Origin of the sequence: Cupriavidus mimosae (genome assembly GCF_023952485.1) — a bacterium.
Classification (GTDB): Bacteria; Pseudomonadota; Gammaproteobacteria; order Burkholderiales; family Burkholderiaceae; genus Cupriavidus; species Cupriavidus taiwanensis_C.
The window spans coordinates 376,247-401,900 of record NZ_JALHRY010000001.1 but is presented as its reverse complement, the minus strand read 5'-3'; the positions used below and the strand labels follow the sequence as shown (position 1 = coordinate 401,900).

The following is a 25,654-nucleotide window of genomic DNA, read 5'->3' as shown; positions in this document are numbered from 1 at the left end:
ATCATCAATATCTTTCCCGGGTTAAGCCGCGCTATGCGTTGCAATGTTGTACAGGTGGAAATCACCGGTCGGCGTGGTCACCCGACCCGTGGGCGTGAGCCGGACCGCCTGTTCCTGAATGGCGCCCGCCTGCGCCGCCATGGTCTGGCGCAGGGTTGCGCCGGCGTTGAGGTCCAGCTCGATGCTGCTGAACAGCAGCGGTGCCGCGCCGTCGATGGTGGCGATGGCCACCGGCAGCATGCCGACGCGCAACGGCTGCATCAACAGCGCGGCGGCCCAGCTGTACGCCGCGGACGGGCGTCCCCCGTCACGCCCGAGGATCTCGGCAAGACGTGTCAGAGGCGGCGTCTCGGTCTCGCGCAGGGCTCCCATCTCGAGTTGGAGCCTGCTGCCGAACAGGAAGGTTTCCAGCGCACCGGTGTTGCCTTGCGCGCTCCAGTTGAAACGCAATCCGACCGACATGCCGTAGGCGGCGCCGGGCCGCGACGCCTTGACGAAGGTGGCGATGGCGGTGTCGTGGACGATGAGGTTGGGCAGGTGCACCGCAACCTCGACCACGTCGCCCAGGGCCAGGCCGGGCATCGCTTCGCCCAGGTAGAGCGCGCCGTTCGGTGACAGGTCCGCGGTCAGTCCCAGACAGGTCTTGCCAGCGACGGTCAGGGTAGCCGGAACGCGCAGCGGAAAGCGGTATTCGCTGCGGCGGTTGCGCGAGTGCTTGTGCGCGTATGCACCCACCGCGATGGCCGAGCCCAGCGACATCAGCGTCCAGAACAGCGTCACCAGGCCGGCGCCGAGCGGGATCCCGCCCGCGTAGATGCGGTAGAGGCCGACCGGTATGCTCGCGGCGGCCACGGCACAGAGCACCAGCAGCGGCGACAGCCATAGCCACATCTTGCCGGTCTGAGACATCTGCTTGTCGGTCACGGCAAACGGGATATTCTTGCGGAACAGTCCGACACTGGTCGACATGAACGCAAAGAACCGCGCCATGGCGTACTGCTCGCTCAGGAACAGCGAGTTGTAGCCGCGCCCGAGTTCCAGGTGCACCAGGATCGAAAGCAGGTAATACAGGCAGAACAGCAGCAGGAAATTGTCCAGCGGCGAAATGATCGGCAGCACACCGGTCAGGAACACCACGGGTGGGGTCAGGAAAAAGATCAGCTTCTGCCAGCCTTCGAAGAAGAACAGTGCCGAGGCCAGGTAATTCAGGCGCTGCCCGAGGGTGAGCCCGCGGCTGAACAGGATGTTCTCGCGCCGGAACACCTGCATCGCGCCCATGCCCCAGCGCATGCGCTGTTTCAGGTAGGTGTCGATGCTATGCGGCGCCAGCCCGAACGCCAGCGACTCGGCATGGTATACGGACTGGTAGCCGAGCTTGTGCAAGCGGATCGCGGTGTGCACGTCCTCGGTCACCGTTTCCGTCGCGAAGCCGCCGATCCGCGCCACCGCGGCGCGCCGGATCACGGCACAGCTGCCGCAGAAGAATGCGGCATTGAGCGCGTCCTTGCCGCGCTGGATCACCTTGAAGAACAGCGCCTGCTCATCCCACACTCGCTTCTTGCCCAGGCGGTGGTTGAACGAATCGATGTTGAAGAAATCCTGCGGCGTCTGCACGAAGGCCACGCGCTCGTCGCGGAAATAGCCCAGGGTCTTGACCAGGAAATCCTTGCGTGGCGCGTGATCGGCATCGAAGATCGCAATGAAATCGCCAGTGCTGTGCCGCAGCGCATGGTTCAGGTTGCCGGCCTTGGCGTGGGCGTTGTCGCCGCGCGCGAGATAGCGGCAACCCAGTTCCTGCGCCAGCGCGCGCATCGATTCGCGGCGGCCGTCGTCCAGCAGCCAGGTGACATGCGGATAATCCATGCGCATCACCGCCAGCAGCGTGCGGCGGATCAGTTCGACCGACTCGTTATAGGTCGGCACAAAAACATCGACACTGAGGCCCGGCTCGGGCGGCGGCGCTTGCCGCACCGACAGCCGGTACGTCATCAGCACGAACAGCAGGCCGCTGATATAGCCGTAGACTTCCGCCGCATAGAGCGGGAAGGAAAACAGCGGTGCCGCGAGGTTGATCGTGTCGACGCGCCAGGCCAGGTACGTCAATCCCACCAGCACGTACACCATCACAAGCACCCTGATCGACCGGGTGGGCTGTTCCGTGGTCATATTCTTGTTCTTTGCGCGCGTTGGTCTAGCTGGTCACGATGACGGGCTGCCAGGAAGGCAAGGGAGCAAGCGGAGTCGAGCGATAACGGGGCATTGGCGAGAGGCCGAAACACCACCCCGTTACAGCATAGAAGATTTGGCACATTCAGTAAGTCGTGCACAGATCTGAAAAACGCTAATCTCAGAATTCAGTGTCTTTGCGGGTTGCATGCTCAGGTAGCATCCATTTCTTGCCGGCACCAGGTGGCCACGCCGGCGTGGTCCACCCGCCCGTTTAAAATTCTTGGCACGTGCCCGTTCCGTCGGATTTGGCGCGTTTTCCTGTCATCACCCCATGCGCAATGAATGCTCCCCTGGAACTCGTCGGAAACCATCCGTCGGTCGCTGCCCTGCGCGACCTGGTCGCGCGCGTGGCAAGAAGCCAGGCGCGTACCGTCCTGCTCTACGGTGAAACCGGCACCGGCAAGAGCCTGGTGGCGCGCCTGCTGCACCAGCAGTCGAGCCGCGCGGACGCCGAGTTCATCGACATCAATTGCGCGGCAATCCCGGGGCAGTTGCTGGAGTCCGAACTGTTCGGCCACGAACGCGGTGCCTTCACCGGCGCGGTGGGCAAGAAGGAAGGGTTGATCGAGGCCGGCAATGGCGGCACGGTGTTCCTGGACGAGGTGCGGGAGCTCGACCTGGTGATGCAGTCCAAGCTGCTGACGCTGCTGGATACCCGGCGCTTCCGCCGCGTCGGTGCGATCAGGCCGATCAGCGTGGACGTGCGCTTTATCGCCGCCACCAACAAGATCCTGCTCAGCGAGGTCAATGCGGGCAAGTTCCGCGAGGACCTGTACTACCGGCTGCAGGTCATCTCGATCAATATCCCGCCGCTGCGCGAACGCGGCGACGACATCCTGCTGCTCGCGCACAACGCGCTGCAGCGCTACAACCGCCAGTACGGCAGCCGCATGGAGCGGCTGGACCCGGAAGTCGAGCGCATCTTCCGCGCGTACCGCTGGCCCGGCAATGTGCGGGAACTGGAGAACCTGCTGGAGCGCATCTGCCTGCTCGAACCCGGCCACTGCGTGCTGCCGGCACACCTGCCGGCGCGGATCCTGCGCGAGATGAACCTCGCCGCGGCGACGCCGGCGGACCTGATGCCCATGACTGCAGCGCCGGCCGGTCCGCTGGATTACCACGCCGCCACCGCGCAGTTCCAGGCAGGATTGATCGAACAAGCCCTGACGGCCTGTGGCGGCAATCTCGCCGAGGCCGCACGCCGGCTTGGACTGAGCCGCCATGCCTTGCGGCACCAGATGGGCAAGCTCGGATTGCCCTCCGCCTGATGCAGCGTGCATCCCGCGCAACGGCGTGGAATTCACGCCAACCAGGCGCGCGAAGATCGCGCGCTCGCTCCTCCCATCGTCACAAGCCTTTGATCCTAAAAGGAAATTTCATCATCGTCAGGCTGGCACAGCTTCTGCGTATTGGGTGTCGCGTGACTCGCTTTAACGAAGCGACACCTAACCGGAGAATGTTGAATGCAGTCGCTGAAGATCATTTGCCCCAATGGCCATCTCGGCTTTGCCCCGCTGCGCACGGGCAGTTTCGATATCGGCGTGGCCGCCGGACCGCACTACATCGCGGCCGATTCGGGCAGCGATGATGTCGGGCCGGTGCCGCTGGGCTCCGATACCTCCACCAGCCCCGAAGCATGGCAGCGCCACGATCTCGAGCACATGCTGCTGGCCGCGCGGCGGCTGGGCGTGCCGATGATCATCGGTTCGGCCGGCGATACCGGCACCAACAGCCGCGTCGACCGCTATGTCGAAATCCTGCGCGACCTCGCGCAACGGCACCGCCTGCCGCGCTTGCGCATCGGGTATTTCTATTCCGAAGTGCCGAAGTCGCTGGTGCGGGAGCAAATGGGCGCGGGGGAAACCATCCGCGGTCTCGACGGCTTTGCCGACCTGAGCTTGTCCGAACTGGACGCCACCGACCGCATCGTCGCCATGGCTGGGGTCCACCCGTACCTGGAACTGCTGCGCCAGGGCGTCGACGTGATCATCGGCGGGCGCAGCTCCGATGCCGCGGTGTTCGCGGCGCCGGCGCTGCATCACGGCTTTGCCGCCGACCATGCCTACTACCTGGGCAAGGTGCTGGAGTGCGCCTCGTTCTGCGCGGAGCCGTACGGCGGCAAGGAAACCGTGCTGGGCGAAATCACCCGCGACGACGTCCGCGTCACGGCCATGCATCCCGAGCAGCGCTGCACCATTGCCTCGGTGGCCGGACATGCCATGTACGAGCGCTCCAATCCGTTCGAGGAATTCGTCGCCGGCGGCAGGCTCGACATGAGCCAGTGCCGCTACGAGCAGCTCGATCGGCGCACCACCCGCATCACCGGCGCCCGCTTCGAACCCGCGCCGCAGGTGCGCGTCAAGCTGGAAGGCGCGGGCAAGGTCGGCGAGCGCTACGTGGGCCTGTGCGGCATCCGCGACCCGTACACCATCGCCAACGTCGACCGCGTCATTGCCTGGGCGCGCGAACAGGTGCGCGCGCGCTTCGGCGACACCGGCTATTCGCTGCACTACAACGTTTACGGGCGCGACGGGGTGATGGGTGAACTGGAACCGCTGCGCGACCGCCCCGGCCACGAGCTTTGCGTGATGGTGCAGGGCGTCGCGCCCACGCGCGCGATGGCGGAGGAAGTCGCGATGATCGGCCTGCGCCAGATGTTCTACGCGCGGCTGCCGGATGTGAAGGGCACCGCCGGCTCGGTGTCGTTCCCGCTGGACGAGGTGCTGCACGCCAGCCCCGCCTATCGCTGGACGCTGAACCATACGATGGCAGTGCGCGATCCGCTCGCGCTCTTCCCCACCCATGTCGTCGAAGCAGGCGTTTGACGCGCCCCGTTGCCAAGGAAGCCACCATGACCATTGCCAGCCACTCCTCGTCCTCCCCGGCCGCCGCGCCCACCGCCGCCTCGACGCAGCCGCTGCACGCGCTCGCCAAGACCATCCGCAGCAAGAACGCCGGGGTCAACAAGATCACCTTCGACATTATTTTCCGCGAGCAAGCCGAATATGAACGGGTCAAGCGCTCGCGGGTGCTGACCCGCGAAAGCATGGCCGCGCTGTTCCGCGTGCCGGTCTCGCGCATTTCGGATTTCGTCGAGTACGAACCGGCCTTCGCCATCAAGTTCACCATGTACCGCGCGCAGCCCAGCGGCAGCGCGGGCGATGGCGATATCTTCGGCGCGCAGCAATATGCGCCGCTGCTGACGCTGGAGATCCCGGCCTGATCCTTTCGCGCGGCGTGCCGTGGTCCCGGGTGGGCCGGGCCGCGCGCCGGCCGCTTCCGCAGCGTGGCCGCTCTGCCTTGCTGCAACACGACGATTTCCGGAACGACGTATGGACAAGACCTGTTTCAAGCGCATCTGGCACCGGCTGGCATGCCGCCTGCCCGCAACGGTGGCCGCGGCGGCGATGGCCGCCTCCCCGCTGCCTGCCACCGCTGCGCCGCCCGATCATGCCGCCACGGTCCCGCCGCTGATGCGCATCGTGGTGCCGTTCTCGGCGGGCGCCAGCAACGACGTGATCGCGCGTGCCATCGCGCCGGCGCTGGCGAAGCGCCTGGGCAACACCGTGATCGTGGAGAACCGGCCCGGTGTGGCGGGCGTGCTGGGCGCAGACTACGTGGCCAAGGGGCCGCGCGACGGCTCCGTGCTGCTGCTGACGTCGTCGACCTTCCTGACCGCTGCCGCCACGCAGGCGCGCTCGCCGTATGACCCGCTGGCCGCGTTCGCACCCGTTGCGCTGGTGGCCGACGGCCCGCTGCTGCTGGCGGTGTCGTCCACCAGCGCGGCATCCAGGTCGATCCGCACGCCGGCCGATCTTGTCGCCGCGGCGCGCGCCAGGCCCGGAGCGATCAGCTATGGCTCGGCCGGGGTGGGTTCGCTCGGCCAGCTCGCCACCGAACTGCTGTGCGACAGCGCCAAGGTCCAGATGATGCACGTGCCGTACAAGGGCGCGGCCAACGCGCTGCTCGACCTGGCCGCCGGGCAGATCGACGTGATGATGTCGAACTACAGCTCGATCGCCACGCAGATCAAGTCCGGCAAGGTCAGGCCGCTGGCCGTGACCTCCGCGGCGCCGAATCCCGCGTTTCCGGACTTGCCGCCATTGGCCGCGTCGGTGCCGGGCTATGGCATCGAGATCTGGGTCGGCGTGCTGGCGCCGGCGGGCGCGCCCGCCGCGCTGGTGCAGCGGCTCAATCGCGAGATTGCCGAGATCGCCGCGTCGCCGGAGGTGCGAGCGATCCTGGAGCCGGACGGCTCGCGCCCGCTGGCCGCGACGCCCGCGGAGTTCGGCGCGCGCATGAAGCACGACCTTGCGCAGTGGAAGCGCATCGCCGTGGAACGCAAGATCGTCGCGGAATAGGCGCGGCCCGGCCACGCCCTGCACCGCCTAGCCTACGGGGGTAGAATCTGCGCCTCGCACCGAAGAAGGCCGCCCGGTCCGCATGCCGGCTGGAGCGCGGGCCTTCTGCCGTTTCGGAGGACCCCGTGCTGCGCGCGTTCGAACGTCTGCTTGATCCCTTCCCGCCCGACGAGGCACCGCCGCCGCCCAAGGGCCTGGCGGCCTTCCTGTGGGCCTGCACCCGCGGTACCCGCCGCTACTTCGTCGCGCTGGCGCTGCTGAGCGCCGGCGTGTCGATCTACGAAGCGTGGCTGTTCTCCTTCCTCGGGCAAGTGGTGGATCTGCTGGCGGCGTGGCAGGGTAACCGCGAAGCCTCGGCACAGGAGCAGCGGGTGCTGTGGGGGATCGGCATCGTGCTGGTGACCAGCATCGGCCTGGTGGCGCTGCGCACCATGGTGCAGCACCAGGTGCTGGCGATCAACCTGCCGCTGCGGCTGCGCTGGGATTTCCATCGGCTGATGCTCAGGCAGAGCCTGTCGTTTTTCTCCGATGAATTCGCCGGGCGCGTCACCACCAAGGTCATGCAGACCGCGCTGGCGGTGCGCGAGGTGCTGTTCACCTTCATCGAGATCGTGCTCGCCATCGGCGTGTACTTCATCACCATCATCGCGCTGGCTGGTGGCTTCGATTTCCGGCTGATGCTGCCCTTCATCGGCTGGATCGCGCTGTTCGGCCTGGCCATGCTGTATTTCGTGCCGCGGCTGGGCAAGGTCGGGCAGGAGCAGGCCCATGCGCGCTCGTCGATGACCGGACGCGTGACCGACGCCTACACCAATATCACCACCGTCAAGCTGTTCTCGCACACCCGGCGCGAGGCGCACTTCGCGCGCGCGGCGATGGAGGATTTCAAGGAAACCGGGTTCCGGCAGATGCGCCTCGTCAGCCAGTTCGAGATCGTCAACCAGGCCCTGGTGGTGGCGCTGATCCTGGCGGCGGGCGGCTATGCGCTGTGGCTGTGGCACGGGGCCGAGATCGGCACCGGCGCGGTGGCCGCGGTCACGGCCATGGCGCTGCGCATCAACGGCATGTCGCACTGGATCATGTGGCAGATGGCCTCGTTGTTCGAGAATATCGGCACGGTGCAGGATGGCATTGCCACGCTGACGCACGTGGCCAAGGTGCAGGACGCGCCGGGCGCGCCGGCGCTGCAGATCCGGCGCGGCGAAGTGGAATTCGACCAGGTCCGCTTCAACTACAACGGCGAACGGCAGGTGCTCGACGGCCTCAGCCTGACCGTGCGTCCCGGCGAGAAGATCGGGCTGGTGGGCCGCTCCGGCGCGGGCAAGTCCACGCTGATCAACCTGCTGCTGCGCTTCTACGACGTAGACAGCGGCCGCATCCGCATCGACGGGCAGGACATCGCCCGGGTGACGCAGGACAGCCTGCGCAGCGCCATCGGCATGGTCACGCAGGACACCTCGCTGCTGCATCGCTCGATCCGCGACAACATCGCCTACGGCCGCCCCAACGCCACCGACGAGGAGATCCGCCACGCCGCCGTGCATGCCCAGGCCGACGACTTTATCCGCCAGCTGAGCGACCAGCACGGGCACACCGGCTACGACACGCTGGTCGGCGAACGCGGCGTCAAGCTCTCGGGCGGCCAGCGCCAGCGCATCGCGATTGCGCGCGTGATGCTCAAGAACGCGCCCATCCTGCTGCTGGACGAAGCCACCAGCGCGCTGGACTCGGAAGTGGAGGCCGCCATCCAGGAAAGCCTCGACGAGATGATGGAGGGCAAGACCGTGATCGCGATCGCCCACCGCCTCTCCACCATCGCCGCCATGGACCGCCTGATCGTAATGGACCAGGGGCGCATCATCGAACAGGGCACGCATGCCGAACTGCTGGCGAAGAACGGCACCTATGCGCGGCTGTGGCGGCACCAGAGCGGCGGCTTCCTCGGAGAGGAACAGGAGGAGGTGCCGGACTCGGTCGAGTAGCGCGGCGGGCGGTCGCCAGGCACGCAGAGCGGCTAGGCGGCCATGGCCCGGCGTTCGTCTTCATCGAGCACTGGCCCGTCCAGCGTCACGCGCGAGTGGTCGGTGCGGAATTTCCGGATGATCGGCTTCAGCTCTTCCTTGACGTGCGCTTCGCTGTAGCCGTTGAACAGGTGCCCGAGGAGGCCGCGGCGCAGGTCGGACGTGCCCATGATGTAGTCAGCGATCGGGAACGTCAGGTTCATGTTGTACTTCATCATGATGCCCATGTTGTGATGGGCGGTGTGGTGGCGCCGGATCGTATTGATGAAGGGCATGTTGCGCACGAACCAGTTGTCGTGCACATGGCAGCAATAATGGAAGGTCTCGTAGATCAGGTACTGCGCCACCATGGTGATGAAGACAAAGTAGCCGGCGTTGGCATTGAAGATCAGCGATGCCAGGTAGCCCAGGCCACCGCCGCCCACGCCGAGCGTCGCCAGCACGCGCCACGGGAAGAACACGATGCGGAATTCGCGCGTGGTGTCGATGGTGGGTTCCTGGTCGGTGAAGTACTGGTGGTGCTGGCGCGTGTGGCGCTCATAGATGGCGCGCAGCGCAAAGACATTGATGCGGCGGTGCATGACATAGCTGTGCATGAACCATTCCACGAAGTTGCCGGCCAGGAATACCGGCAGGATCAGCGCCCACTCCCAGGTTACGTGGTGCAGCCGCTGGATGGCCCACCACAGCGCGCCGGTGCCGACGCCGTAAATTACAGCGATATGCAGCAGGCCGTTGTAGAGCGGGCTGATATCGGCCTTGTATTGCTCCCTGAATTTGCGTTGGCGTTCCGTCATCATGATTGCATCTCCGTAAATCCGCGCCGCACTAACATATCAGTTGGATATAAAAGTCCGGCGACCCAAAAAATGCCCCTGGTGGCCAGGGGCGCCAATGCAGGCGCGGCGGGACGCCGCGCGGGGAACCCGCGTCGAACCGCTAATGCGAGACTTCCTCCAGCGCCTTGCCGCGGGTTTCGACGCCCAGCAGCAGGACCACCGCAGCCGCCACCGCAAAGGACAGGGCGCCAAGCGTGAAGACACCGCCCTGCCCCGCCACCGGCAGCAGCACGCCGACCAGGTAGGGTCCTGCCAGCGAGCCGATGCGGCCGACCGATGAGGCAAAGCCGGAGCCGGTCGCGCGCGAGCGCGTGGGGTACAGTTCCGGCGTATAGGCATAGAGCACCGACCACATGCCGAACAGGAAGAACTGCATGCACAGACCCGCGGCGATCAACTGCTCCACCGGCAGCCGGTGCACGGCCGCCTGACCATAGGCATACGCGGCCACGGCGCTGCCGATCAGCATGAGCGCGCAGGTCGGCTTGCGGCCCCACTTTTCCAGCAGCCACGCCGAGAAGATGAAGCCGGGAATGCCGGCCAGCGAGATATAGACCGTGTAGAGCACGGACTTGGTCACGGCATAGCCCGCTTGCTGCAGCAGCGCACCGAGCCACGTGGTCAGTCCGTAGTAGCCCAGCAGTGCAAAGAACCAGACCGACCACAACATGATGGTGCGGCGCGCGTAGGGGCCGCTCCACAGCTCCATGAAGCGCGCCTTGCGGCTCGGCGCCTGCGCGCCGCCGAAGGTGGCGGACACCGCCGGCAGCGGACGGCCCGAGGCGCGTTCCACGCGCCGCTCGATGCCGGCCATCACCGTATCGGCCTCCGACTTGCGGCCCACGTCTTCCAGCCAGCGCGGCGACTCCGGCACCATGCGGCGCACCACAAACACGAACACCGCCGGCACCGCCAGCGCGATAAAGATGCCGCGCCAGCCGATCACCGGCAGCAGCAGGTAGGTCAGCGCGCCGGCCGCGATAAAGCCGATCGGCCAGAAGCCCTCCAGGATCGCGACATACTTGCCGCGGCTCTTCGCGGGCACGATCTCCGACACCATCGACAGGCCGATCGGAAACTCCATGCCCATGCCGAAGCCGAGCAGCACGCGATAGATCATCAGCGAGGTCACGCTGTCGGCCAGCCCGCACATCAGGCTGCCCACGCCCCAGAAGATCATGCTGACCTGGAACACCGGCTTGCGGCCGAAGCGATCAGCCAGCAGGCCGGCGATGGCCGCGCCCAGGAACATGCCGAGAAAGCTGGAACTGGCCAGCAGGCCGGCCTGCGCCGCGCTCAGGCCGAATTCCGCCTTGATCGAGCCCAGCACGAAAGTCATCAGGCCCAGATCCATCGAATCGAAAAACCACGCCGTGGCGATGATGCCGAACAGCGAGCGTTGGTAGCCGGTCATCGGCAATCGTTCCAGCCGCGCCGCGATACCGGCCTCCAGCCTGAGGGCGCCTGCAGACATGTCCATGGTTGTCTCCTGTGTCAATGAGACGCGCTCTGTGGTGGCGCGCTTCGTAATATATTAGTTGCACATTTCTGATGTTCAAGTAATGGTTTACCGCCAGGGCCAGGCAGCCGCTGGCGGCACGAGCGAGGAAAGCGCCGGATAAATTCCCTGTCAGCGCACTACGCCACGCGGCGCCGCTGTGCCGGAGCGTGCGTTTCGGCCGAGAGCGTGCCCGCCCACGCATTGCGGACGATGGCGGCATAGCGCGCGGGCACGTCCGGCACGGGGAAGGCCTTGGCCAGGCGCGTGACAGCCAGTGCATCGCGCACCAGCGCATCGATGTCGCCCTGGCCGATGCCGCAAGCCTGGAGCGTTGTCGGCAAGCCAACGGCTGCCACCAGTTCGCGCACCACGCCGGGCACGCGTGCCAGCGCGATATCGGGATCGCGGTCGGAGACGTGCAGCAGGCGGGCAATCGCCAGCAATTCCTCGCGGCGCACGTCGGCCAGCGCATCGAGCACGTACGGCAGCATCACCGCGTTGGTGGTGCCATGCGACAGGTGCGTCAGGCCCGCGACCGCGTAGGCAATGCCATGCACGGCGTTGAGTCCCGCGCTGCCATATGACAGCGCCGCATAGACGCTGGCGTAGCTCATGCCGATGCGCGCTTCGCGGTCAGTGCCGTCCTGGTAGCTGCGCAACAGGTACCGGCCGCACAGGCGGATCGATTCGTGCGCGAACAGCATCGTCAGCGCATTGCGGCCGCTGTAGCCGGGGTCCGCTTCGCCGCCGCGGTCAAAGCTGGCGGAATCGAGCGTCAGGCAGGACTCGATCGCATGGGTCAGCGCGTCGATGCCGGCATCCGCGGTAACCCGCGGCGGACAGGTGTAGGTGAATTCGGGGTCGACCAGCGCCACGGCCGGGCGCAGCCGGTTGTCCATGACCGCCACCTTGGTCGCGTTGTCCGGATCGACCAGGATCGCTCCGGGCGTTGCCTCCGAGCCCGTGCCGGCCGTGGTGGGCATCGCGGCCAGCGGCAGGATGGGTGTGCCGGCATCGATGCTGCCAAGGAACGCGCGCACGGGCTTGCCGCCAGGCAGGGTCAGGCACAGCGCCTTGGCCAGGTCGATATTGCTGCCGCCGCCGAGTGCGATGACATGGTCGAGCGGTGCGCCGCCGAGCCGCTCCCGCACGGCCGCCGTGGCCGCATCGCACAGCGTGGTGGTGGGATCGGGCATGCCGCCGTCATAGATCAGCAGCTCGACGCCGTGCGCGCGGGCGCCGGCGACGAGTTCATCCACCCACGGTGTGCCACCGGTGAAGAACGTGTCCGTCACCAGCAGGCCACGGCGATAGCCGAGCCGGCGCAACAGCGCAGGCAGCTGCGTACGGCATCCAGCGCCCATGACCAGCCGCGCCGGCGCGCAGAAATATACGAGGTCTTCCACTCTCATGCTGTCTCCTTTGGGGGATTTCGACTTGTCGGGCGCTATGCCAGCTGCGCCGGCCAGCGTGCACGCAGATGGCGGGCGATCTCCCGCATGCGTTGCGTCAGCACGCCATGGCCGGCGCCCTGGAGCACGAGCAGTTCGGCGTCGGCAATGCCGTTGGCCAGCATCTCGCCGTGGGCGAGCGGACAATCGTCGTCTGCGCTGCCATGGATAACCAGCGTCCGGCAACGTATCTGTGCCAGCGCGGCACGCTGGTCGGTGTGGCGGATCGACTGCCAGGTCCACGCCACGGTGCGATGGTCCGCTGCCTCGCGCAGCCCCAGCCGCCGTTCGCGCATGGCAATGGCTTTCAGCAATGCTTCGCTGGACGCGGCATCGAACCATTGCACCGCGTTCAGCCGCGGTGTGCCGGAAATCAGCAAAAGCTCTGCAGGCATCGGCTGTTTCGGGTTGTTGCGTGCACCGGCAAGATAAGCCAGCGCCACCGATACGCCCAGGCTCCATCCAGCCAGCACGAAGGGGCCGCGCACGAACTGGCAGAGCGTGCGGCGCAGCAATTCGGCACCGGCATCGAGCGAGCAAGCCTGTGCATCGGCCGGTGGCATCGCCTTGCCGCGCCCCGGCAGGTTGGGCAGGACGAAGGTACAGCGCTCGGCCAGCTGTTGCGCCAACGGCATCCACGCGTCGCGCGTGCCCTGGATGCCATGCATGGCAACCACCGTCACAGGCCCCTGCCCGGCGACCAGTACGTCATCGTCCACCATGCCGCCTCCGCACACATCTAATATATTAGTAGGATAGTAGCAGAAAACAGGGCATGCGCAAGCCTGCGGAGCGCTGTGTACAGAAGCTGCGTATGGCTCATATACAATGGGCTTCCGAGCTCCCAAACCCTTGGCCATGAACGCAAAAACCGCTACCCGCCCGCGCGCCGCCGCTGCACCAGAGCCGGAAGAGACGACCAGCCAGCGCGGCAAGCTGACCGACCTGGCTTACGAGCAGATCGAGGAAGCGATCGTGACGCTGCAGCTGGCGCCGGGCAGCTCGGTATCCGAGCTGCAGCTGAGCGAAATGACCGGCATCGGGCGCACGCCCATTCGCGAAGCGATCCAGCGGCTGGCGCGCGAGCACCTGATCATGGTGCTGCCGCAGCGTGGCTTGCTGATCGCGCCGATCGACGTCGGCAGGCAGCTGCGCCTGCTCGAGACCCGCCGCGAGGTGGAACGCCTGATCTGCCGCAGCGCCGCGCGGCGTGCGACGCCCCAGCAGCGCGATCATTTCAAGCGGCTGGCCAGGGAATTCGAACAGTCCTCACGCAACGGCGACGATGTCGCCTTCGTCCGCGCCGATCGTGAATTCAACGAACTTTGCCTGGTGGCGGCGCGCAATGAATTTGCCGAGGGCGCCATGCGGCTGATGCATGGCCTGTCGCGGCGGTTCTGGTATCTCCACTACAAGGAAGCCGCGGACCTGCCCACCATGTCGAAGCTGCACGCCGCCGTGGCCTCGGCCATCGCGCGCGGCGAGGTCGATGGCGCCGGCGCCGCGCTCGACGCGCTGCTGGACAATATCGAGGAGTTCACGCGGGCGACGGTGCTGGGGGACTATCGATAGGTCGCAGGGCGGGCACTCATGTCCGCCCCAACCACCGCAGCCGCACCGAAGAACCGGCTGGCCAAGTCAGCACTCCCGGCCTCACCGTTGACAAGCCTCATCGGGCCAACTCAAAAGAGCTGGCGCCGGCCATCATAGTCGAGGACGATCCGGTTCATCGCGCCCAGCAGCTCCCGTTCCCCGCCGCTAAGCGACTGCTCGATCGAGCGCATATAGCCCAGCAACTGCGCCTGGGCGGCATTGGCCACATCGGTGGTAATCCCCTCGTCGTCATGCAGGATCACATACGACCGCGCAAACCCGTAGACCAGGAAGTACGCGGCGGCGTGGTCCGGATCGGCAGACATCAGGGCCAGCGATTGCTCCTTGACCTTGAGGAATGCGTCCGTCCCCGGCACGCTGCTGGCAAACTGCTCTGTAACCGTCTTGAAGTCCATGGATAGTCTCTCAGGGGAAAAAAACGAACCGCTCAGACCTGCTGCAGCATGCGCCGCAACAGTCCGGCACCATCGGGGCCCTTGTAGGCGCGTTGCCAGAGTGCCTCGACCATGTTTGTGTAAAGCGATACCGCTTCCGGCGCGGCCGTCACCGAGGCGATGCCCGCCGAAATGTTGGGAAACTCGCCGAAACGGAACGGACTGATGGCCACATACGAGCCGGTTGGCCGCTCGAAGATCTGAAATGTCGCGTTAGGCATGCTCTCGTTGACAATGCCGATCTGCATCCCCGCATGCTGCTGTTCCAACAGCACCGCGATGCGCTCCACTTCCGCGCGCGCCGCCAGCGATCGCTCCATCCGGGTCGCGGGAGGCAGGTCCATCCGGCCGATCAGCCCGAAATGGACGAATCGTTCAAGCTCGCGCAATCCGATCAGGCTGATGATCGGCGCCGGGTGCGATGCATACGATTCCTTGCGCTCGCGCAGCAAGGCCATGATGGCCTGGATGCGGCCGTCGTCGTTGTCGCCGCTCTCCCTGAGCATCTGCTCCAGAAAGCGGTCATAGTCCGGCGAGGTCAGCAGGAACGAAATCGGCTCGAAGTGCGCAAGGATCCGGGTGGCGCCCTGCTCGAGCTGGCGCATGCGTTCGATGTAGGCGATGGCTGACGGGTAGTATTCCGTGCCCGCGCCGAGCAGCGATTCCAGCGAGGTATCGAGGATGCCGGCCAGGCGCTCGAGCGTCTCGATCTTGACGATCTCGCCCTTCTCCATGCGATAGACCGCTGCGCGGGAAATGCCCAGCACCTCGGCAATCTGCTCGGCCCGCAGTTGCGCGCCCAGCCGATAGGCACGCAGGCGCGCGCCCAGTGCCTCGAAGTCGATCCCGCCGGTACCGGTGGCGCGACGTTCCATGTCTGTCTCAATAATTAGATTGATGTCACTATAGCATGGTGCCGGCGCGGCGCCCATCCCGTCGCCATAGCGTGTAGGGAAAAACCCGGAAACACCAGAATAACGCTTGCCATGCCGCGGAAGGCCGCATAGTCTAAAAAAATAGATTTTCATTGATGCCACGCAGTTCCTTTGCGCCATAGGTCACGAGGGAAGCGATGCAGTGATTTTTAAGACCTATTCAGTCTAAAAATGGAGACAGCATGACAAGCCAGCCCCTCACCCAACCCGTAGCCGCGACGGAGTCGACGACGTCGCCCTACGCGTGGAAAGCCCTGGCCGGCTCCGCCATCGGCTACGCCATGGACGGGTTCGACCTTCTGATTTTGGGCTTCATGCTCCCGGCGATCAGCGCCTCGCTTCTGCTGACTACCGGCCAGTCCGGTGCGCTGGTCACGTGGACGCTGGTCGGGGCGGTGGCCGGCGGCATCATCTTCGGCGCATTGAGCGACCGCTATGGCCGTGTCCGGGTGCTGACGTGGACCATCGTCCTGTTCGCGGTATTCACGGGCATGTGTGCCCTGGCCCAGGGCTTCTGGGACCTGCTGGTCTATCGGACCATTGCCGGCATCGGGCTCGGCGGCGAGTTCGGCATCGGCATGGCGCTGGCCGCAGAGGCGTGGCCGGCCAGCAAGCGCGCGCGCGTGTCGTCCTATGTCGCGCTGGGCTGGCAATCGGGTGTGCTGATGGCGGCGTTGCTGACGCCGTTGCTGCTGCCGCTGGTGGGTTGGCGCGGCATGTTCGTGATCGGCGTGCTGCCGGCGCTGGTGGCATGGTTCATCCGCAACCGGCTGCACGAGCCCGAAGTGTTCGTGCGCAGCGCACGCACGGAGAAAAAGCCCAATGCATTCAGGCTGCTGGTCGCGGATGGCAAGACCACTCGCACCAGCCTGGGCATCGTGATCCTGTGCTCGGTCCAGAACTTCGGCTACTACGGCATCATGATCTGGCTGCCCACCTACCTGTCCAAGGCGCTGGGCTTTTCGCTGACCAAGTCGGCCTTGTGGACCTCGGTGACCATCGTCGGCATGATGATCGGCGTCTATGTCTTTGGCCACCTGGCCGACCGCATCGGCCGCAAGCCGACCTTCCTGATCTTCCAGGCCGGCGCGGTGGCAATGGTGCTGGCCTATGCCAGGCTGTCCGATCCCATGACCATGCTGTGGGCCGGCGCCGTCATGGGCATGTTCGTCAACGGCATGATCGGCGGCTATGGCGCGCTGATTTCCGAAGCGTACCCGACCGCGGCACGGGCCACCGCGCAGAACGTGCTGTTCAACATCGGGCGCGCCGTCGGCGGGCTGGGGCCCATCGTAGTCGGCGCCATCGCCGCGGCGTATTCGTTCCAGCTGGCGATCGCACTGCTCGCCAGCATCTACGTGATCGACATGATCGCCACCGTCGTCCTGATCCCCGAACTGAAGGGCGTGGAACTGGAATAACGCCGGAACCACTCACCAGCCATTGCTCCGCTGCGCCGCCCGGCGCAGCGCCATCCTCAGGAGTTACCAACATGTGTGCCACCGTGTGTAGCGCGGGTTCCGCGGCTACCGTAGCCTCCTATCGCTGTCGAATCGTTGAACATTACTGGGTCAACCAGCGCTACAAGTACATCCGGCTCGAATCGGAGGCCCCGATCGCGACGATGACCCGGCCGGGACAGTTCTACCAGCTCAGCTGTCCCGCTACCGCCGAGGCCCAGCCCTTCCTGCTGCGGCCGATGAGCGTCTATGGCGCCGGCCCGGAAAGCGGCCGCATCGAGTTCCTATACAACGTCACCGGCGTTGGCACGCGCGCGATGGCCACGCTCCCGGTCGACGGCCATCTGGACATCGTCGGTCCGCTTGGCAACACGTTTACGTTCGAGCCCTCGTTCCGGCGCATTCTGGTGGTCGCGCGCGGCGTCGGGCTGGCGACGATGGCGCCGCTGATCCGCCAGGCTGCCGACGCCGGCACGGACATCACCGCGATCATGTCGGCGCGCACCTCGGCCGACCTGATGGAAAAAGAGTTCCTGCGCGGTGCCAGCGCCGAGGTTCACGCTGTGTTCGACGCCGACGGCACTTCCTCGGTCGAGGCGGTCGAGGCCCTGACCCGCCGCCTGATCGACACGCAACGGCCCGATGCGGTCTACACCTGCGGCTCGCACCGCCTGCTGATGCTGCTCCAGCGCGTACTGGAGGATCACCCCAGCGTCCAGGGCGAGGTCGCGATGGAGCAGCGCATGGCCTGCGGCATGGGCGTGTGCCTGTCGTGCGTGCGGCTGTTCGATTGCGATGGCGACAAGCAGTTCCTGCGCGTCTGCCGCGAAGGTCCCGTTTTCAAGATTCGTGAAGTGGTGGGGGAGGTGGAATTTGGCTAATCTGACTGTACGGGTTGGCGACCTGACGTTGCGCAACCCCGTGATGCCCGCATCCGGCTGCTTCGCCATCGAGTACCGCGAGGCGATGGATCTCAACCGGCTGGGCGCGCTGGTCATCAAGAGCGTCTCGCCCAGGTCGCGTGCGGGCAACCCCACCCCGCGCGTGGCGGAAACCTTCAGCGGAATGCTGAATTCGATCGGCATTCCCAGCAAGGGACTCGACTACTACCGCAAGGAAATCCTGCCCGCCTATACGCAATACGACACGCCCGTCGTCGTATCGATTTCCGCCGATACGGCCGAAGAGTTCGGCGCCGCCTGCGAAGAGATGTCGTTGCCGGAAGTCGCAGTGATCGAGGCCAATATCTCATGCCCCAACCTGGAAGCCGACGGCATGGCCTTTGCCATGCTGCCCGAGAGCACCTACAAGGCAGTCTCCGCGATTCGCCGCCGCACCCGGCACCCGTTCTGGGTCAAGCTGACGCCTAACGCGGGCAATATCGCCGCGGTCGCGCGCGCGGCCGAGGAAGCCGGTGCCGATGCGATCGTGATGGGCAACACCGTGCTCGGCATGGCGATCGATATCCGCACGCGCAAGCCCAGGCTTGGCAATGTCATGGGCGGCCTGTCCGGGCCGGCGATCAAGCCGATTGCCCTGCGGCTGGTGCACCAGTGCTATCGCGCCGTGCGCATCCCCATCATCGGCTGCGGCGGCATCCAGAGCGCCGAGGACGCGATCGAGTTCATGCTGGCGGGGGCGTCGGCAATCCAGGTCGGCACGGCCTCGTTCCGGGACCCCGGCATCATGCGGAAGATCATCGACGGGCTGGATGCGTACTGCGAGCAAGCCGGCATCACCTCGATCCGCGACCTGACGGGGCAGGTGATACTGGACCGCCAACTCAGCGACCGCTGGCTGCGCTTCGCGCAGCAGTCGGGTTGAGCAACCGGACATGTCCATGGATATCCTGGAACTCAAGCCGCTGGCGGAACAATTGTTCGCCGACATCGGGGCGCTGACGTTCGACGGCGTCGGCATTACCCGCGACAGCTATGGCGCCGGCGAATCGGCCGCGGCCGACTACCTTCGTCGCTTTGCCGGGCAGCACGGGCTGGACGTACGGAGCGATCGCGCGGCCAACCTCGTGTTCGCCCTGCCCGATGAAGACCCTCGTGCACCGGCCGCGTGGGTCGGCTCGCATGTCGATTCTGTCCCACAAGGCGGCAACTTCGACGGCCTGGCGGGAATCGTCGCTGGCCTGCTGTGCCTGATCGCTCGCAAGGCGCAGGGTGGGTCCGGCGCCGCGCCGTTGCGCGTGATCGCCTTCCGGGGCGAGGAAAGCGCGTGGTTCGGCAAGGCCTATATGGGATCGGGCGCCGCGCTGGGCAAGCTTGGCCCGGACGACCTGGCACTGAAGCACCGCAGTTCGGGCAAGACACTTGCCGATTGCATGGCCGCGGTCGGTGCCGACGTCGAGGCCATCGCGGCACAACAGCCCTTGTTTGACCGTGCTGCAGCCGCGGCATACCTGGAACTGCATATTGAACAGGGCCCGGTGATGGTGGCCCGCAAGCTGCCGCTGGCGGTGGTGCCCGGTATTCGCGGGAACATCCGGCACAACCGCATTACCTGCCTTGGCGAACCCGGCCATTCCGGCGCGGTGCCGCGCTGGCTGCGCAAGGATGCGATGTTCGCGGTGGCCGAGCTGATCACGCGGCTCGACGAACACTGGAAGGTGCTGCTCGAGCGCGGCATGGACCTGGTGGTGACCACGGGTGTGGTGTCCACCGACCCCGCGGAGCATTCCATTTCCCGGATTCCGGGCAAGGTCGAGTTCAGCTTCGAGGTTCGCAGCAAGAGCGTGGACACGCTGGAAGGCTTCTACCAGTTGCTGCGCACGGAGTGCAAGGCCATCAGCCGCGACCGCGGCGTGCATTTCGAGTTCGACCGCCGTATCGAATCGGCCCCGGCGACGATGGACCCGGCGCTGTCTGGCCTGCTGCGCGACGCGTGCGCCGGCGCCGGACTTCCGCTCGAAATGGTGCCGAGCGGCGCCGGACACGACGCCGCGCTGTTTGCCAATGCCGGCATCCCCACCGCCATGCTCTTTGTGCGCAATGAGCACGGCTCGCACAACCCGGACGAAGCGATGGACCTGGACGATTTCATGCTCGGCACGCAAGTCATGTATCGGGCACTCGACGGCCTCCGCGCCGGGAGGCAGCCATGACCGTGCAGTCCCTGACCATCCGCCGGCCGGACGACTGGCATCTGCACCTGCGCGACGGCGACCTGCTGCGCGCAGTGCTGCCGGCGTCCGCCAGCCAGTTCGGCCGCGCCGTGGTGATGCCCAACCTGAAACCGCCGGTTACCACCGCGGAGGCGGCCATCGCCTATCGTGAACGTATCCTTGGCGCATTGCCGCCGGGGTCCGCCTTCACGCCGCTGATGACCTGCTACCTGTGCGACACCACCGCTGCGGCGGAGATCCGCGCCGGGTTCGACGCCGGTGCCTTTGCCGCCGCAAAGCTGTATCCGGCTGGCGCCACCACCCATTCCGAGTATGGCGTGACCTCGATCGACCGCATTGCCGGCGTGCTGGCCGTCATGCAGGACATCGGCATGCCGCTGCTGGTCCATGGCGAAAGCACCGATCCGGCGGTCGATGTCTTCGATCGCGAAGCAGCATTCCTGCAGGCCACGTTGCGGCCCCTGCTGGCCCGCTATCCGCGCCTGAAGGTGGTGCTGGAACACATTACCACCGCCGAGGCGGCCGACTTGGTCCTGCGCGACGCCAGCGGCAGGCTGGCCGCCACCATCACGCCGCAGCACCTGATGTTCAACCGCAACGCCATGTTCGCGGGCGGCATCCGGCCGCACTACTACTGCCTGCCGGTATTGAAGCGCGAGCGGCACCGGCTGGCGCTGCGCCGTGCCGCGACCTCGGGCTCGCCGGCATTCTTTCTCGGCACCGACTCGGCGCCGCACGATACCGCAGCCAAGCAATCCGCATGCGGTTGCGCGGGGATCTTCAGCGCGCCGGTCGCCTTGCAGGCCTACCTGACCGTGTTCGAGGAGGAGCATGCCCTGGATCGCTTCGAAGCCTTCGCCAGCGACAACGGCGCGCGCTTCTACGGCATGCCGCCCAACCAGGAGACCATCACTTTTCATCGCAGCCCCATGCACGTGCCGGAGCAGGTCGAACTGCCGGACGGCCGGCGCATCCGTCAGTTCCTCGCCGGCGAGACGCTGCCATGGACGCTGGCCTAGCGAACGCCAACCCTAATCGGATCGCATCATCATGACCAATACCTATCGCACCGAAGCCGACCTGCTTGGCGAACGCCAGGTGCCGGCCGACGCCTACTACGGCGTCCACACCCTGCGGGCCTGGGAGAACTTCCAGATCAGCGGCACGCCCATCTCCTCGTGGCCCGAGCTGATCATTGCACTGGCATCGGTCAAACAGGCTGCGGCCGAGGCCAACGCCGAGCTTGGCCTGTTGCCCGCGAACCTGCGCGACGCCATCCTCGCCGCCTGCCATGACGTGCGCGAGGGCATGCTGCACGACCAGTTCATTGTCGACACGATCCAGGGCGGAGCCGGCACGTCGACGAACATGAATGCCAACGAGGTCATCTGCAATCGCGCGCTCGAGCACATGGGGCACGGCAAGGGCGAATACCGCTTCCTGCATCCCAACGAGCACGTCAACATGGCGCAAAGCACCAATGACGTCTATCCGACCGCACTGCGCATTGCCACATACTTTGCCATCGAGCACCTGCTCGAAGCGATGGAAGTCCTGCGCGCGGCGTTCGAACGCAAGTCCACCGAGTTCTCCGGCCTGCTCAAGCTCGGCCGCACCCAGTTGCAGGATGCGGTGCCGATGACGCTGGGGCAGGAGTTTTCGACCTACGCGGTCATGCTCGAAGAAGACATGGCGCGCCTGCGCGAAACCGCCTTGCTGATCCGCGAGATCAACCTGGGCGCCACCGCGATCGGCACCGGCATCACCGCGCACCCCGACTACGCGCCGAAGGCCTTGGCCGCGCTGCGCCGCATCACCGGCATCGACCTGTGCCTCGCGCCCAACCTGGTGGAAGCCACGCAGGATTGCGGCGCCTTCGTGCAGATCTCCGGCGTGCTAAAGCGTATCGCCGTCAAGCTGTCCAAGACCTGCAACGACCTGCGGCTGCTGTCCAGCGGGCCGCGCGCCGGCTTTGGCGAGATCAACCTCCCGCCGATGCAGGCGGGCTCGTCGATCATGCCGGGCAAGGTCAACCCCGTCATTCCGGAGGTGGTCAACCAGATCGCCTTCGAAGTGTTCGGCAACGACACCACCATCACCTTTGCCGCGGAGGCCGGCCAGTTGCAGCTCAACGCCTTCGAGCCGGTGATCGCCGCCAGCCTGCTACGCAGTTTCCGCCACCTGACCAACGGCTGCCTGACCCTGGCGCACAAGTGCGTCGACGGCATTACCGCCAACCCCGAACGCCTGCGCGAGACCATCGAGCGCTCGATCGCGCTGGTCACGGCGCTCAATCCCGTGATCGGCTACAAGAACGCGACCTCGGTCGCCGCCGAGGCCCATGCCAGGGGCACCACCATCCGCGAAGTGGTGCTGGCACGCGGCCTGATGACTGCCGAGGCGCTCGACGAGGCATTGCGCCCTGAAACCCTGATCCGGCCGCGTGCCGACAAGCTCGGCGGCAAGCCATGAACGAGAGCGTCCTCATGCCCCACCATCGGTGCGCGCTTGCGCTGCAGGGGTCCGTCGGCCGCGCGCTGGTCGAGGCCGGCTGCGTCCGCTTTCGCGGCGACGAACCTTTTCGCCTGCCCTCGGGCTGGGCCAGCCCGGTCTATATCGATTGCCGCCGGCTGATCTCATACCCGGCACTGCGGCGCGCGCTGGTACAGCGCGGCGTGCAGCTGCTGCGCGAGCGCGGCCGCCTGGACGGCATCGACGTGGTCGCCGGCGCGGAATCCGGCGGCATCGCGTACGCGGCGTGGGTGGCCGAGCTGCTCGAGGTGCCGATGGTCTACGTGCGCAAGGAAGCGCGCGGCATCGGGCCCAGCGCGCAGATCGTCGGCGAGATCCGCACGGGCGACCGCGTGCTGCTGGTCGACGACATGATGGCAGCGGGACGGTCCAAGGCCGTCTTCTGCGCCGCACTGTCTGAGGCCGGCGCCGTCGTGCGCGACCTGCTGGTCCTGTTCGACTACGGCACCTTCCCGACGCAAGCGGCACTGTCGCGCTGGCAGCCGGCCGTCCATGCGCTGGCGACATGGCGCGAGGTCCTCGACGCGCTGAGGGGGACCGGGGCCGCCGCCGAGACCGACCTGGCCGACTTGCAGGCCTTCCTGGCCGATCCGCCGGGCTGGTCCGGCAGGCACGGCGGCATCGCCGCGTAGCCCTCAACAACGGATTGTGTGCCGGCCGCTCGCCCGTCATCACGGGCGGTGGCCCCCTTTTGCCCAAAATTTCCCCAAACCCACCATGGACGACGCCTTCAAGCAAAGCGCCCTTGCCTACCACTGCACCCCGACCCCCGGCAAGATCTCGGTCACGCCGACCAAACCCCTCGGCAACCAGCACGACCTGGCGCTGGCCTACTCGCCAGGCGTGGCCGCCGCCTGCGAGGCCATCCACGCCGAGCCCCTCGACGCCCGGCACTACACCGCCCGCAACAACCTTGTCGGCGTGATCACCAACGGCACGGCGGTGCTGGGACTGGGCAACCTCGGGCCGCTCGCCGCCAAGCCCGTCATGGAAGGCAAGGCCTGCCTGTTCAAGCTGTTCGGGGATATCGATGTGTTCGACCTGGAGCTGGCGGAGACGGACCCTGGCAAGCTGGTCGAAGCCATCGCGATGCTGGAGCCGACCTTCGGCGGCATCAACCTCGAAGACATCAAGGCCCCGGAGTGCTTCCACGTCGAACAGGCGCTGCGCCAGCGGATGCAGATCCCGGTGTTCCACGACGACCAGCATGGCACCGCGATCATCGCCGCCGCGGCGATCCTGAACGGCCTCAAGGTGGCCGGCAAGTCGATCGACCGCGTCAGGCTGGTGTGCTCCGGAGCCGGCGCCGCCGCGCTGGCGTGCCTGGACCTGCTGGTCAGCCTTGGACTGCCGCGCGGGCACATCGCCGTGCTGGATTCGCGCGGCGTCATCCTGACGGACCGGCCAGCGCTAGATCCCAGCAAGCGCCGCTTCGCGCAGGAACCCGCCGTCTATGCAGCGCGAAGCCTCGGCGAGGCGCTGGAAGACGCCGACGTGTTCCTGGGCTGCTCCAGTGCGGGGGTGCTCAAGCCTGCCATGCTGCGCGGCATGCGCGAGCGGCCGCTGATCCTGGCCCTGGCCAACCCCGAGCCTGAAATCCGCCCGGAAGCGGCGCGCCAGGCGCGGCCGGACTGCCTGATCGCGACCGGCCGCTCCGACTACCCCAACCAGGTCAACAACGTGCTGTGCTTCCCGTTCATCTTCCGGGGCGCGCTCGACGTGGGTGCGACCACGATCACCGAATCGATGAAGCTGGCTTGCGTACACGCGCTGGCCGCGCTGGCCGAAGAGGCGCCCGGGCCCGAAGTCGCCGCCGCCTACCCCGGCAAGTCCCTGGTCTTCGGCCCCGACTACCTGATCCCTACGCCGTTCGATCCGCGCCTGATCACGCGCCTGGCACCGGCCGTGGCCCAGGCGGCCGCCGACGCCGGCGTGGCGCGACGTCCGATCCAGGACATGGCGGCCTATCGCGCGCACCTGGCGGCGCGCCGCCGGCAAGTTTTTCCACGCCACACCAACTGAAAACAATACGGAGGAGACCATGCATCTGAAACACCGGGCCCTGGCAGCGGCGGCGCTGGCCGCAAGCCTTGCACCGCCGGCCCTGGCGCAATCCAGCGTCACCCTGTATGGCCAAGTCGACGCCTTCGTCGGCAGCACCCGCGCCTGGGGCGGCGAGCGCACGGCCATCGTCGGCGCGGGCGGCATGCAGACTTCCTACTGGGGCATGCGCGGCGCCGAAGATCTCGGTAACGGGCTCAAGGCGATATTCGACCTGAATGGGTTCTACCGCGTCGACACGGGCCGCTTCGGCCGCTCCGATACCGACGGCTTCCTGACCCGCAGCGCCTATGTCGGGCTGCAATCTTCGAGGTATGGCACGGTACGGCTCGGGCGCAATACCACGCCGTATTTCCTGTCGACGATCCTGTTCAATCCGCTGGTCGATTCCTACAATTTCGGCCCGTCGATTTTCCACACCTACAAGACGGCAACCGATGGACGCGTGTTCGATCCCGGCATCATCGGCGACTCCGGGTGGTCGAACTCGGTCGTGTACTCCTCGCCAACCGCTGGCGGCCTGACCGTGAACCTGATCTATGCGTTCGGCGAGCAGCCGGGCAGCAACGGCCAGAACAAATGGGGCGGCAACGTGACCTGGTTCAACGGCGCCTTCGCCGCGACGGCTGCCTTGCAGCAGGTACGATTCAACAGCGTCCCTGGCGATGTGACGGCACCCGCAGCCCTCGCGGGCTTCGACAAGCAGACTTCGGCGCAGCTTGGCGTCACCTATGACTTCGGTGTCGCGAAGCTGTTCGGGCAGGCACAGTACATCCGCACCGCCATCAACGGCGCGCAGGGCGATATCCGGCATGCGAACGGACAGGTCGGCGCGTCGATTCCTGTCGGGGCGGGCAGTGTGCTGGCCTCCTACGCCTATGGCAACACACGCAACGATGTGGCGGGAATGGGCCGGCATACGGCCGGCATTGCCTATGACTACAACTTGTCAAAGCGGACCGATCTGTATGCCGCGTATTTCTACGACCGCGTAACAGGGCGGCCGCATGCCGAGACGATAGGGGCCGGCATGCGGCATCGGTTCTAGGGTCATTCCCGCCGCGGAATCCGCCACTCCCGCCG

21 protein-coding genes and 1 pseudogene are annotated in these 25,654 nt (G+C 66.3%); 15 read left to right on the top strand and 7 right to left on the bottom strand.

Going from position 1 to position 25,654, the window contains the following annotated elements:
• Nucleotides 1–21: 21 nt before the first annotated feature.
• Entirely contained in the window at nt 22–2,166 is a 2,145-nt protein-coding gene (locus tag MKD50_RS01775) for a glycosyltransferase (RefSeq protein WP_252666192.1), read from the bottom strand.
• Between the two features lie 341 nt (nt 2,167–2,507).
• Between MKD50_RS01775 and MKD50_RS01770 the strand changes: the two genes are divergently transcribed.
• The 5 genes from MKD50_RS01770 to MKD50_RS01750 all read left to right on the top strand — a co-directional run bounded on the left by MKD50_RS01770 (nt 2,508) and on the right by MKD50_RS01750 (nt 8,572).
• Nucleotides 2,508–3,497: a sigma-54 interaction domain-containing protein gene (locus MKD50_RS01770; RefSeq protein WP_115701941.1), complete on the top strand. Its 990-nt coding sequence runs from the start codon at nt 2,508–2,510 to the stop codon at nt 3,495–3,497.
• Between the two features lie 195 nt (nt 3,498–3,692).
• Nucleotides 3,693–5,054, top strand: a complete 1,362-nt coding sequence (locus MKD50_RS01765; protein ID WP_252666191.1) for an acyclic terpene utilization AtuA family protein — start codon at nt 3,693–3,695, stop codon at nt 5,052–5,054.
• Complete coding sequence (locus tag MKD50_RS01760; RefSeq protein ID WP_371925263.1) at nt 5,051–5,452, top strand: DUF4387 domain-containing protein; 402 nt, start codon at nt 5,051–5,053, stop codon at nt 5,450–5,452. Before MKD50_RS01765 ends, MKD50_RS01760 begins: the two co-directional genes overlap by 4 nt.
• A 109-nt stretch (nt 5,453–5,561) precedes the next feature.
• A complete protein-coding gene (locus tag MKD50_RS01755) occupies nt 5,562–6,590 on the top strand; it encodes a tripartite tricarboxylate transporter substrate-binding protein (protein WP_252666189.1) in 1,029 nt (342 codons plus the stop codon).
• A 125-nt stretch (nt 6,591–6,715) separates the two neighbouring features.
• Nucleotides 6,716–8,572: an ABC transporter ATP-binding protein gene (locus MKD50_RS01750; RefSeq protein WP_252666188.1), complete on the top strand. Its 1,857-nt coding sequence runs from the start codon at nt 6,716–6,718 to the stop codon at nt 8,570–8,572.
• Nucleotides 8,573–8,604: 32 nt separating this feature from the next.
• Here the strand turns inward: MKD50_RS01750 and MKD50_RS01745 are convergent, their stop codons facing one another.
• The 4 genes from MKD50_RS01745 to MKD50_RS01730 all read right to left on the bottom strand — a co-directional run bounded on the left by MKD50_RS01745 (nt 8,605) and on the right by MKD50_RS01730 (nt 13,070).
• Entirely contained in the window at nt 8,605–9,411 is an 807-nt protein-coding gene (locus MKD50_RS01745) for a sterol desaturase family protein (RefSeq protein WP_240071103.1), read from the bottom strand.
• A 139-nt stretch (nt 9,412–9,550) separates the two neighbouring features.
• Entirely contained in the window at nt 9,551–10,930 is a 1,380-nt protein-coding gene (locus tag MKD50_RS01740; RefSeq protein ID WP_115701951.1) for an MFS transporter, read from the bottom strand.
• Nucleotides 10,931–11,088: 158 nt separating this feature from the next.
• The gene (locus tag MKD50_RS01735; RefSeq protein ID WP_252666187.1) at nt 11,089–12,363 is read right to left on the bottom strand and encodes an iron-containing alcohol dehydrogenase; all 1,275 of its coding nucleotides are present in this window, start codon (nt 12,361–12,363) and stop codon (nt 11,089–11,091) included.
• 35 nt (nt 12,364–12,398) lie between these two features.
• Nucleotides 12,399–13,070, bottom strand: a complete 672-nt coding sequence (locus MKD50_RS01730; protein ID WP_256503259.1) for an alpha/beta fold hydrolase — start codon at nt 13,068–13,070, stop codon at nt 12,399–12,401.
• 190 nt (nt 13,071–13,260) lie between these two features.
• On the opposite strand from MKD50_RS01730, the gene MKD50_RS01725 reads away from it, so the two are divergent.
• A complete protein-coding gene (locus MKD50_RS01725; protein ID WP_115701954.1) occupies nt 13,261–13,974 on the top strand; it encodes a GntR family transcriptional regulator in 714 nt (237 codons plus the stop codon).
• 110 nt (nt 13,975–14,084) lie between these two features.
• Here the strand turns inward: MKD50_RS01725 and MKD50_RS01720 are convergent, their stop codons facing one another.
• Together MKD50_RS01720 and MKD50_RS01715 are read right to left on the bottom strand one after the other, a co-directional pair.
• Nucleotides 14,085–14,411, bottom strand: coding sequence for a hypothetical protein (locus MKD50_RS01720; protein ID WP_115683540.1), 327 nt, complete (start codon nt 14,409–14,411; stop codon nt 14,085–14,087).
• A gap of 32 nt (nt 14,412–14,443) precedes the next feature.
• The gene (locus MKD50_RS01715) at nt 14,444–15,478 is read right to left on the bottom strand and encodes a helix-turn-helix domain-containing protein (protein WP_371925262.1); all 1,035 of its coding nucleotides are present in this window, start codon (nt 15,476–15,478) and stop codon (nt 14,444–14,446) included.
• Nucleotides 15,479–15,567: 89 nt separating this feature from the next.
• Between MKD50_RS01715 and MKD50_RS01710 the strand changes: the two genes are divergently transcribed.
• From MKD50_RS01710 to MKD50_RS01670, 9 genes and pseudogenes are all read left to right on the top strand, one after another.
• Nucleotides 15,568–16,806 carry an MFS transporter gene (locus MKD50_RS01710; protein ID WP_240071106.1) on the top strand — a complete coding sequence of 413 codons (1,239 nt, stop codon included), beginning with the start codon at nt 15,568–15,570 and terminating at the stop codon, nt 16,804–16,806.
• A 71-nt stretch (nt 16,807–16,877) separates the two neighbouring features.
• Nucleotides 16,878–17,726 carry a dihydroorotate dehydrogenase electron transfer subunit gene (locus MKD50_RS01705; RefSeq protein WP_252666186.1) on the top strand — a complete coding sequence of 283 codons (849 nt, stop codon included), beginning with the start codon at nt 16,878–16,880 and terminating at the stop codon, nt 17,724–17,726.
• Nucleotides 17,719–18,669, top strand: coding sequence for a dihydroorotate dehydrogenase (locus tag MKD50_RS01700; RefSeq protein WP_252666185.1), 951 nt, complete (start codon nt 17,719–17,721; stop codon nt 18,667–18,669). Before MKD50_RS01705 ends, MKD50_RS01700 begins: the two co-directional genes overlap by 8 nt.
• 16 nt (nt 18,670–18,685) lie before the next feature.
• Nucleotides 18,686–19,957, top strand: coding sequence for a hydantoinase/carbamoylase family amidase (locus tag MKD50_RS01695; protein WP_252666476.1), 1,272 nt, complete (start codon nt 18,686–18,688; stop codon nt 19,955–19,957).
• The gene (gene pyrC / locus MKD50_RS01690) at nt 19,954–20,997 is read left to right on the top strand and encodes a dihydroorotase (protein WP_252666183.1); all 1,044 of its coding nucleotides are present in this window, start codon (nt 19,954–19,956) and stop codon (nt 20,995–20,997) included. The genes MKD50_RS01695 and pyrC overlap by 4 nt, the downstream gene beginning before the upstream one ends.
• 31 nt (nt 20,998–21,028) lie before the next feature.
• Nucleotides 21,029–22,450, top strand: a complete 1,422-nt coding sequence (gene aspA, locus MKD50_RS01685) for an aspartate ammonia-lyase (protein ID WP_256503128.1) — start codon at nt 21,029–21,031, stop codon at nt 22,448–22,450.
• A 14-nt stretch (nt 22,451–22,464) separates the two neighbouring features.
• On the top strand, nt 22,465–23,142 hold the full coding sequence (locus MKD50_RS01680) for an orotate phosphoribosyltransferase (RefSeq protein WP_252666182.1): 678 nt from the start codon (nt 22,465–22,467) through the stop codon (nt 23,140–23,142).
• 85 nt (nt 23,143–23,227) lie between these two features.
• A pseudogene (locus tag MKD50_RS01675) lies at nt 23,228–24,490 on the top strand (malic enzyme-like NAD(P)-binding protein); the annotation flags it as partial.
• A 61-nt stretch (nt 24,491–24,551) separates the two neighbouring features.
• On the top strand, nt 24,552–25,619 hold the full coding sequence (locus MKD50_RS01670) for a porin (protein ID WP_252666181.1): 1,068 nt from the start codon (nt 24,552–24,554) through the stop codon (nt 25,617–25,619).
• The last annotated feature ends 35 nt before the right edge of the window (nt 25,620–25,654 follow it).

Excerpts from the sequence above, each read along its gene's own strand:
- MKD50_RS01770 (WP_115701941.1), top strand. The coding sequence starts at position 2,508 with ATGAATGCTCCCCTGGAACTCGTCGGAAACCATCCGTCGGTCGCTGCC.
- MKD50_RS01705 (WP_252666186.1), top strand. The coding sequence starts at position 16,878 with ATGTGTGCCACCGTGTGTAGCGCGGGTTCCGCGGCTACCGTAGCCTCC.
- MKD50_RS01695 (WP_252666476.1), top strand. The coding sequence starts at position 18,686 with ATGGATATCCTGGAACTCAAGCCGCTGGCGGAACAATTGTTCGCCGAC.
- MKD50_RS01765 (WP_252666191.1), top strand. The coding sequence starts at position 3,693 with ATGCAGTCGCTGAAGATCATTTGCCCCAATGGCCATCTCGGCTTTGCC.
- pyrC (WP_252666183.1), top strand. The coding sequence starts at position 19,954 with ATGACCGTGCAGTCCCTGACCATCCGCCGGCCGGACGACTGGCATCTG.
- MKD50_RS01730 (WP_256503259.1), bottom strand. The coding sequence starts at position 13,070 with ATGCATGGCATCCAGGGCACGCGCGACGCGTGGATGCCGTTGGCGCAA.
- MKD50_RS01670 (WP_252666181.1), top strand. The coding sequence starts at position 24,552 with ATGCATCTGAAACACCGGGCCCTGGCAGCGGCGGCGCTGGCCGCAAGC.
- MKD50_RS01715 (WP_371925262.1), bottom strand. The coding sequence starts at position 15,478 with ATGAAAATCTATTTTTTTAGACTATGCGGCCTTCCGCGGCATGGCAAG.
- MKD50_RS01745 (WP_240071103.1), bottom strand. The coding sequence starts at position 9,411 with ATGATGACGGAACGCCAACGCAAATTCAGGGAGCAATACAAGGCCGAT.
- MKD50_RS01680 (WP_252666182.1), top strand. The coding sequence starts at position 22,465 with ATGCCCCACCATCGGTGCGCGCTTGCGCTGCAGGGGTCCGTCGGCCGC.
- MKD50_RS01735 (WP_252666187.1), bottom strand. The coding sequence starts at position 12,363 with ATGAGAGTGGAAGACCTCGTATATTTCTGCGCGCCGGCGCGGCTGGTC.
- MKD50_RS01720 (WP_115683540.1), bottom strand. The coding sequence starts at position 14,411 with ATGGACTTCAAGACGGTTACAGAGCAGTTTGCCAGCAGCGTGCCGGGG.
- MKD50_RS01740 (WP_115701951.1), bottom strand. The coding sequence starts at position 10,930 with ATGGACATGTCTGCAGGCGCCCTCAGGCTGGAGGCCGGTATCGCGGCG.
- MKD50_RS01725 (WP_115701954.1), top strand. The coding sequence starts at position 13,261 with ATGAACGCAAAAACCGCTACCCGCCCGCGCGCCGCCGCTGCACCAGAG.
- MKD50_RS01775 (WP_252666192.1), bottom strand. The coding sequence starts at position 2,166 with ATGACCACGGAACAGCCCACCCGGTCGATCAGGGTGCTTGTGATGGTG.
- aspA (WP_256503128.1), top strand. The coding sequence starts at position 21,029 with ATGACCAATACCTATCGCACCGAAGCCGACCTGCTTGGCGAACGCCAG.
- MKD50_RS01755 (WP_252666189.1), top strand. The coding sequence starts at position 5,562 with ATGGACAAGACCTGTTTCAAGCGCATCTGGCACCGGCTGGCATGCCGC.
- MKD50_RS01710 (WP_240071106.1), top strand. The coding sequence starts at position 15,568 with ATGACAAGCCAGCCCCTCACCCAACCCGTAGCCGCGACGGAGTCGACG.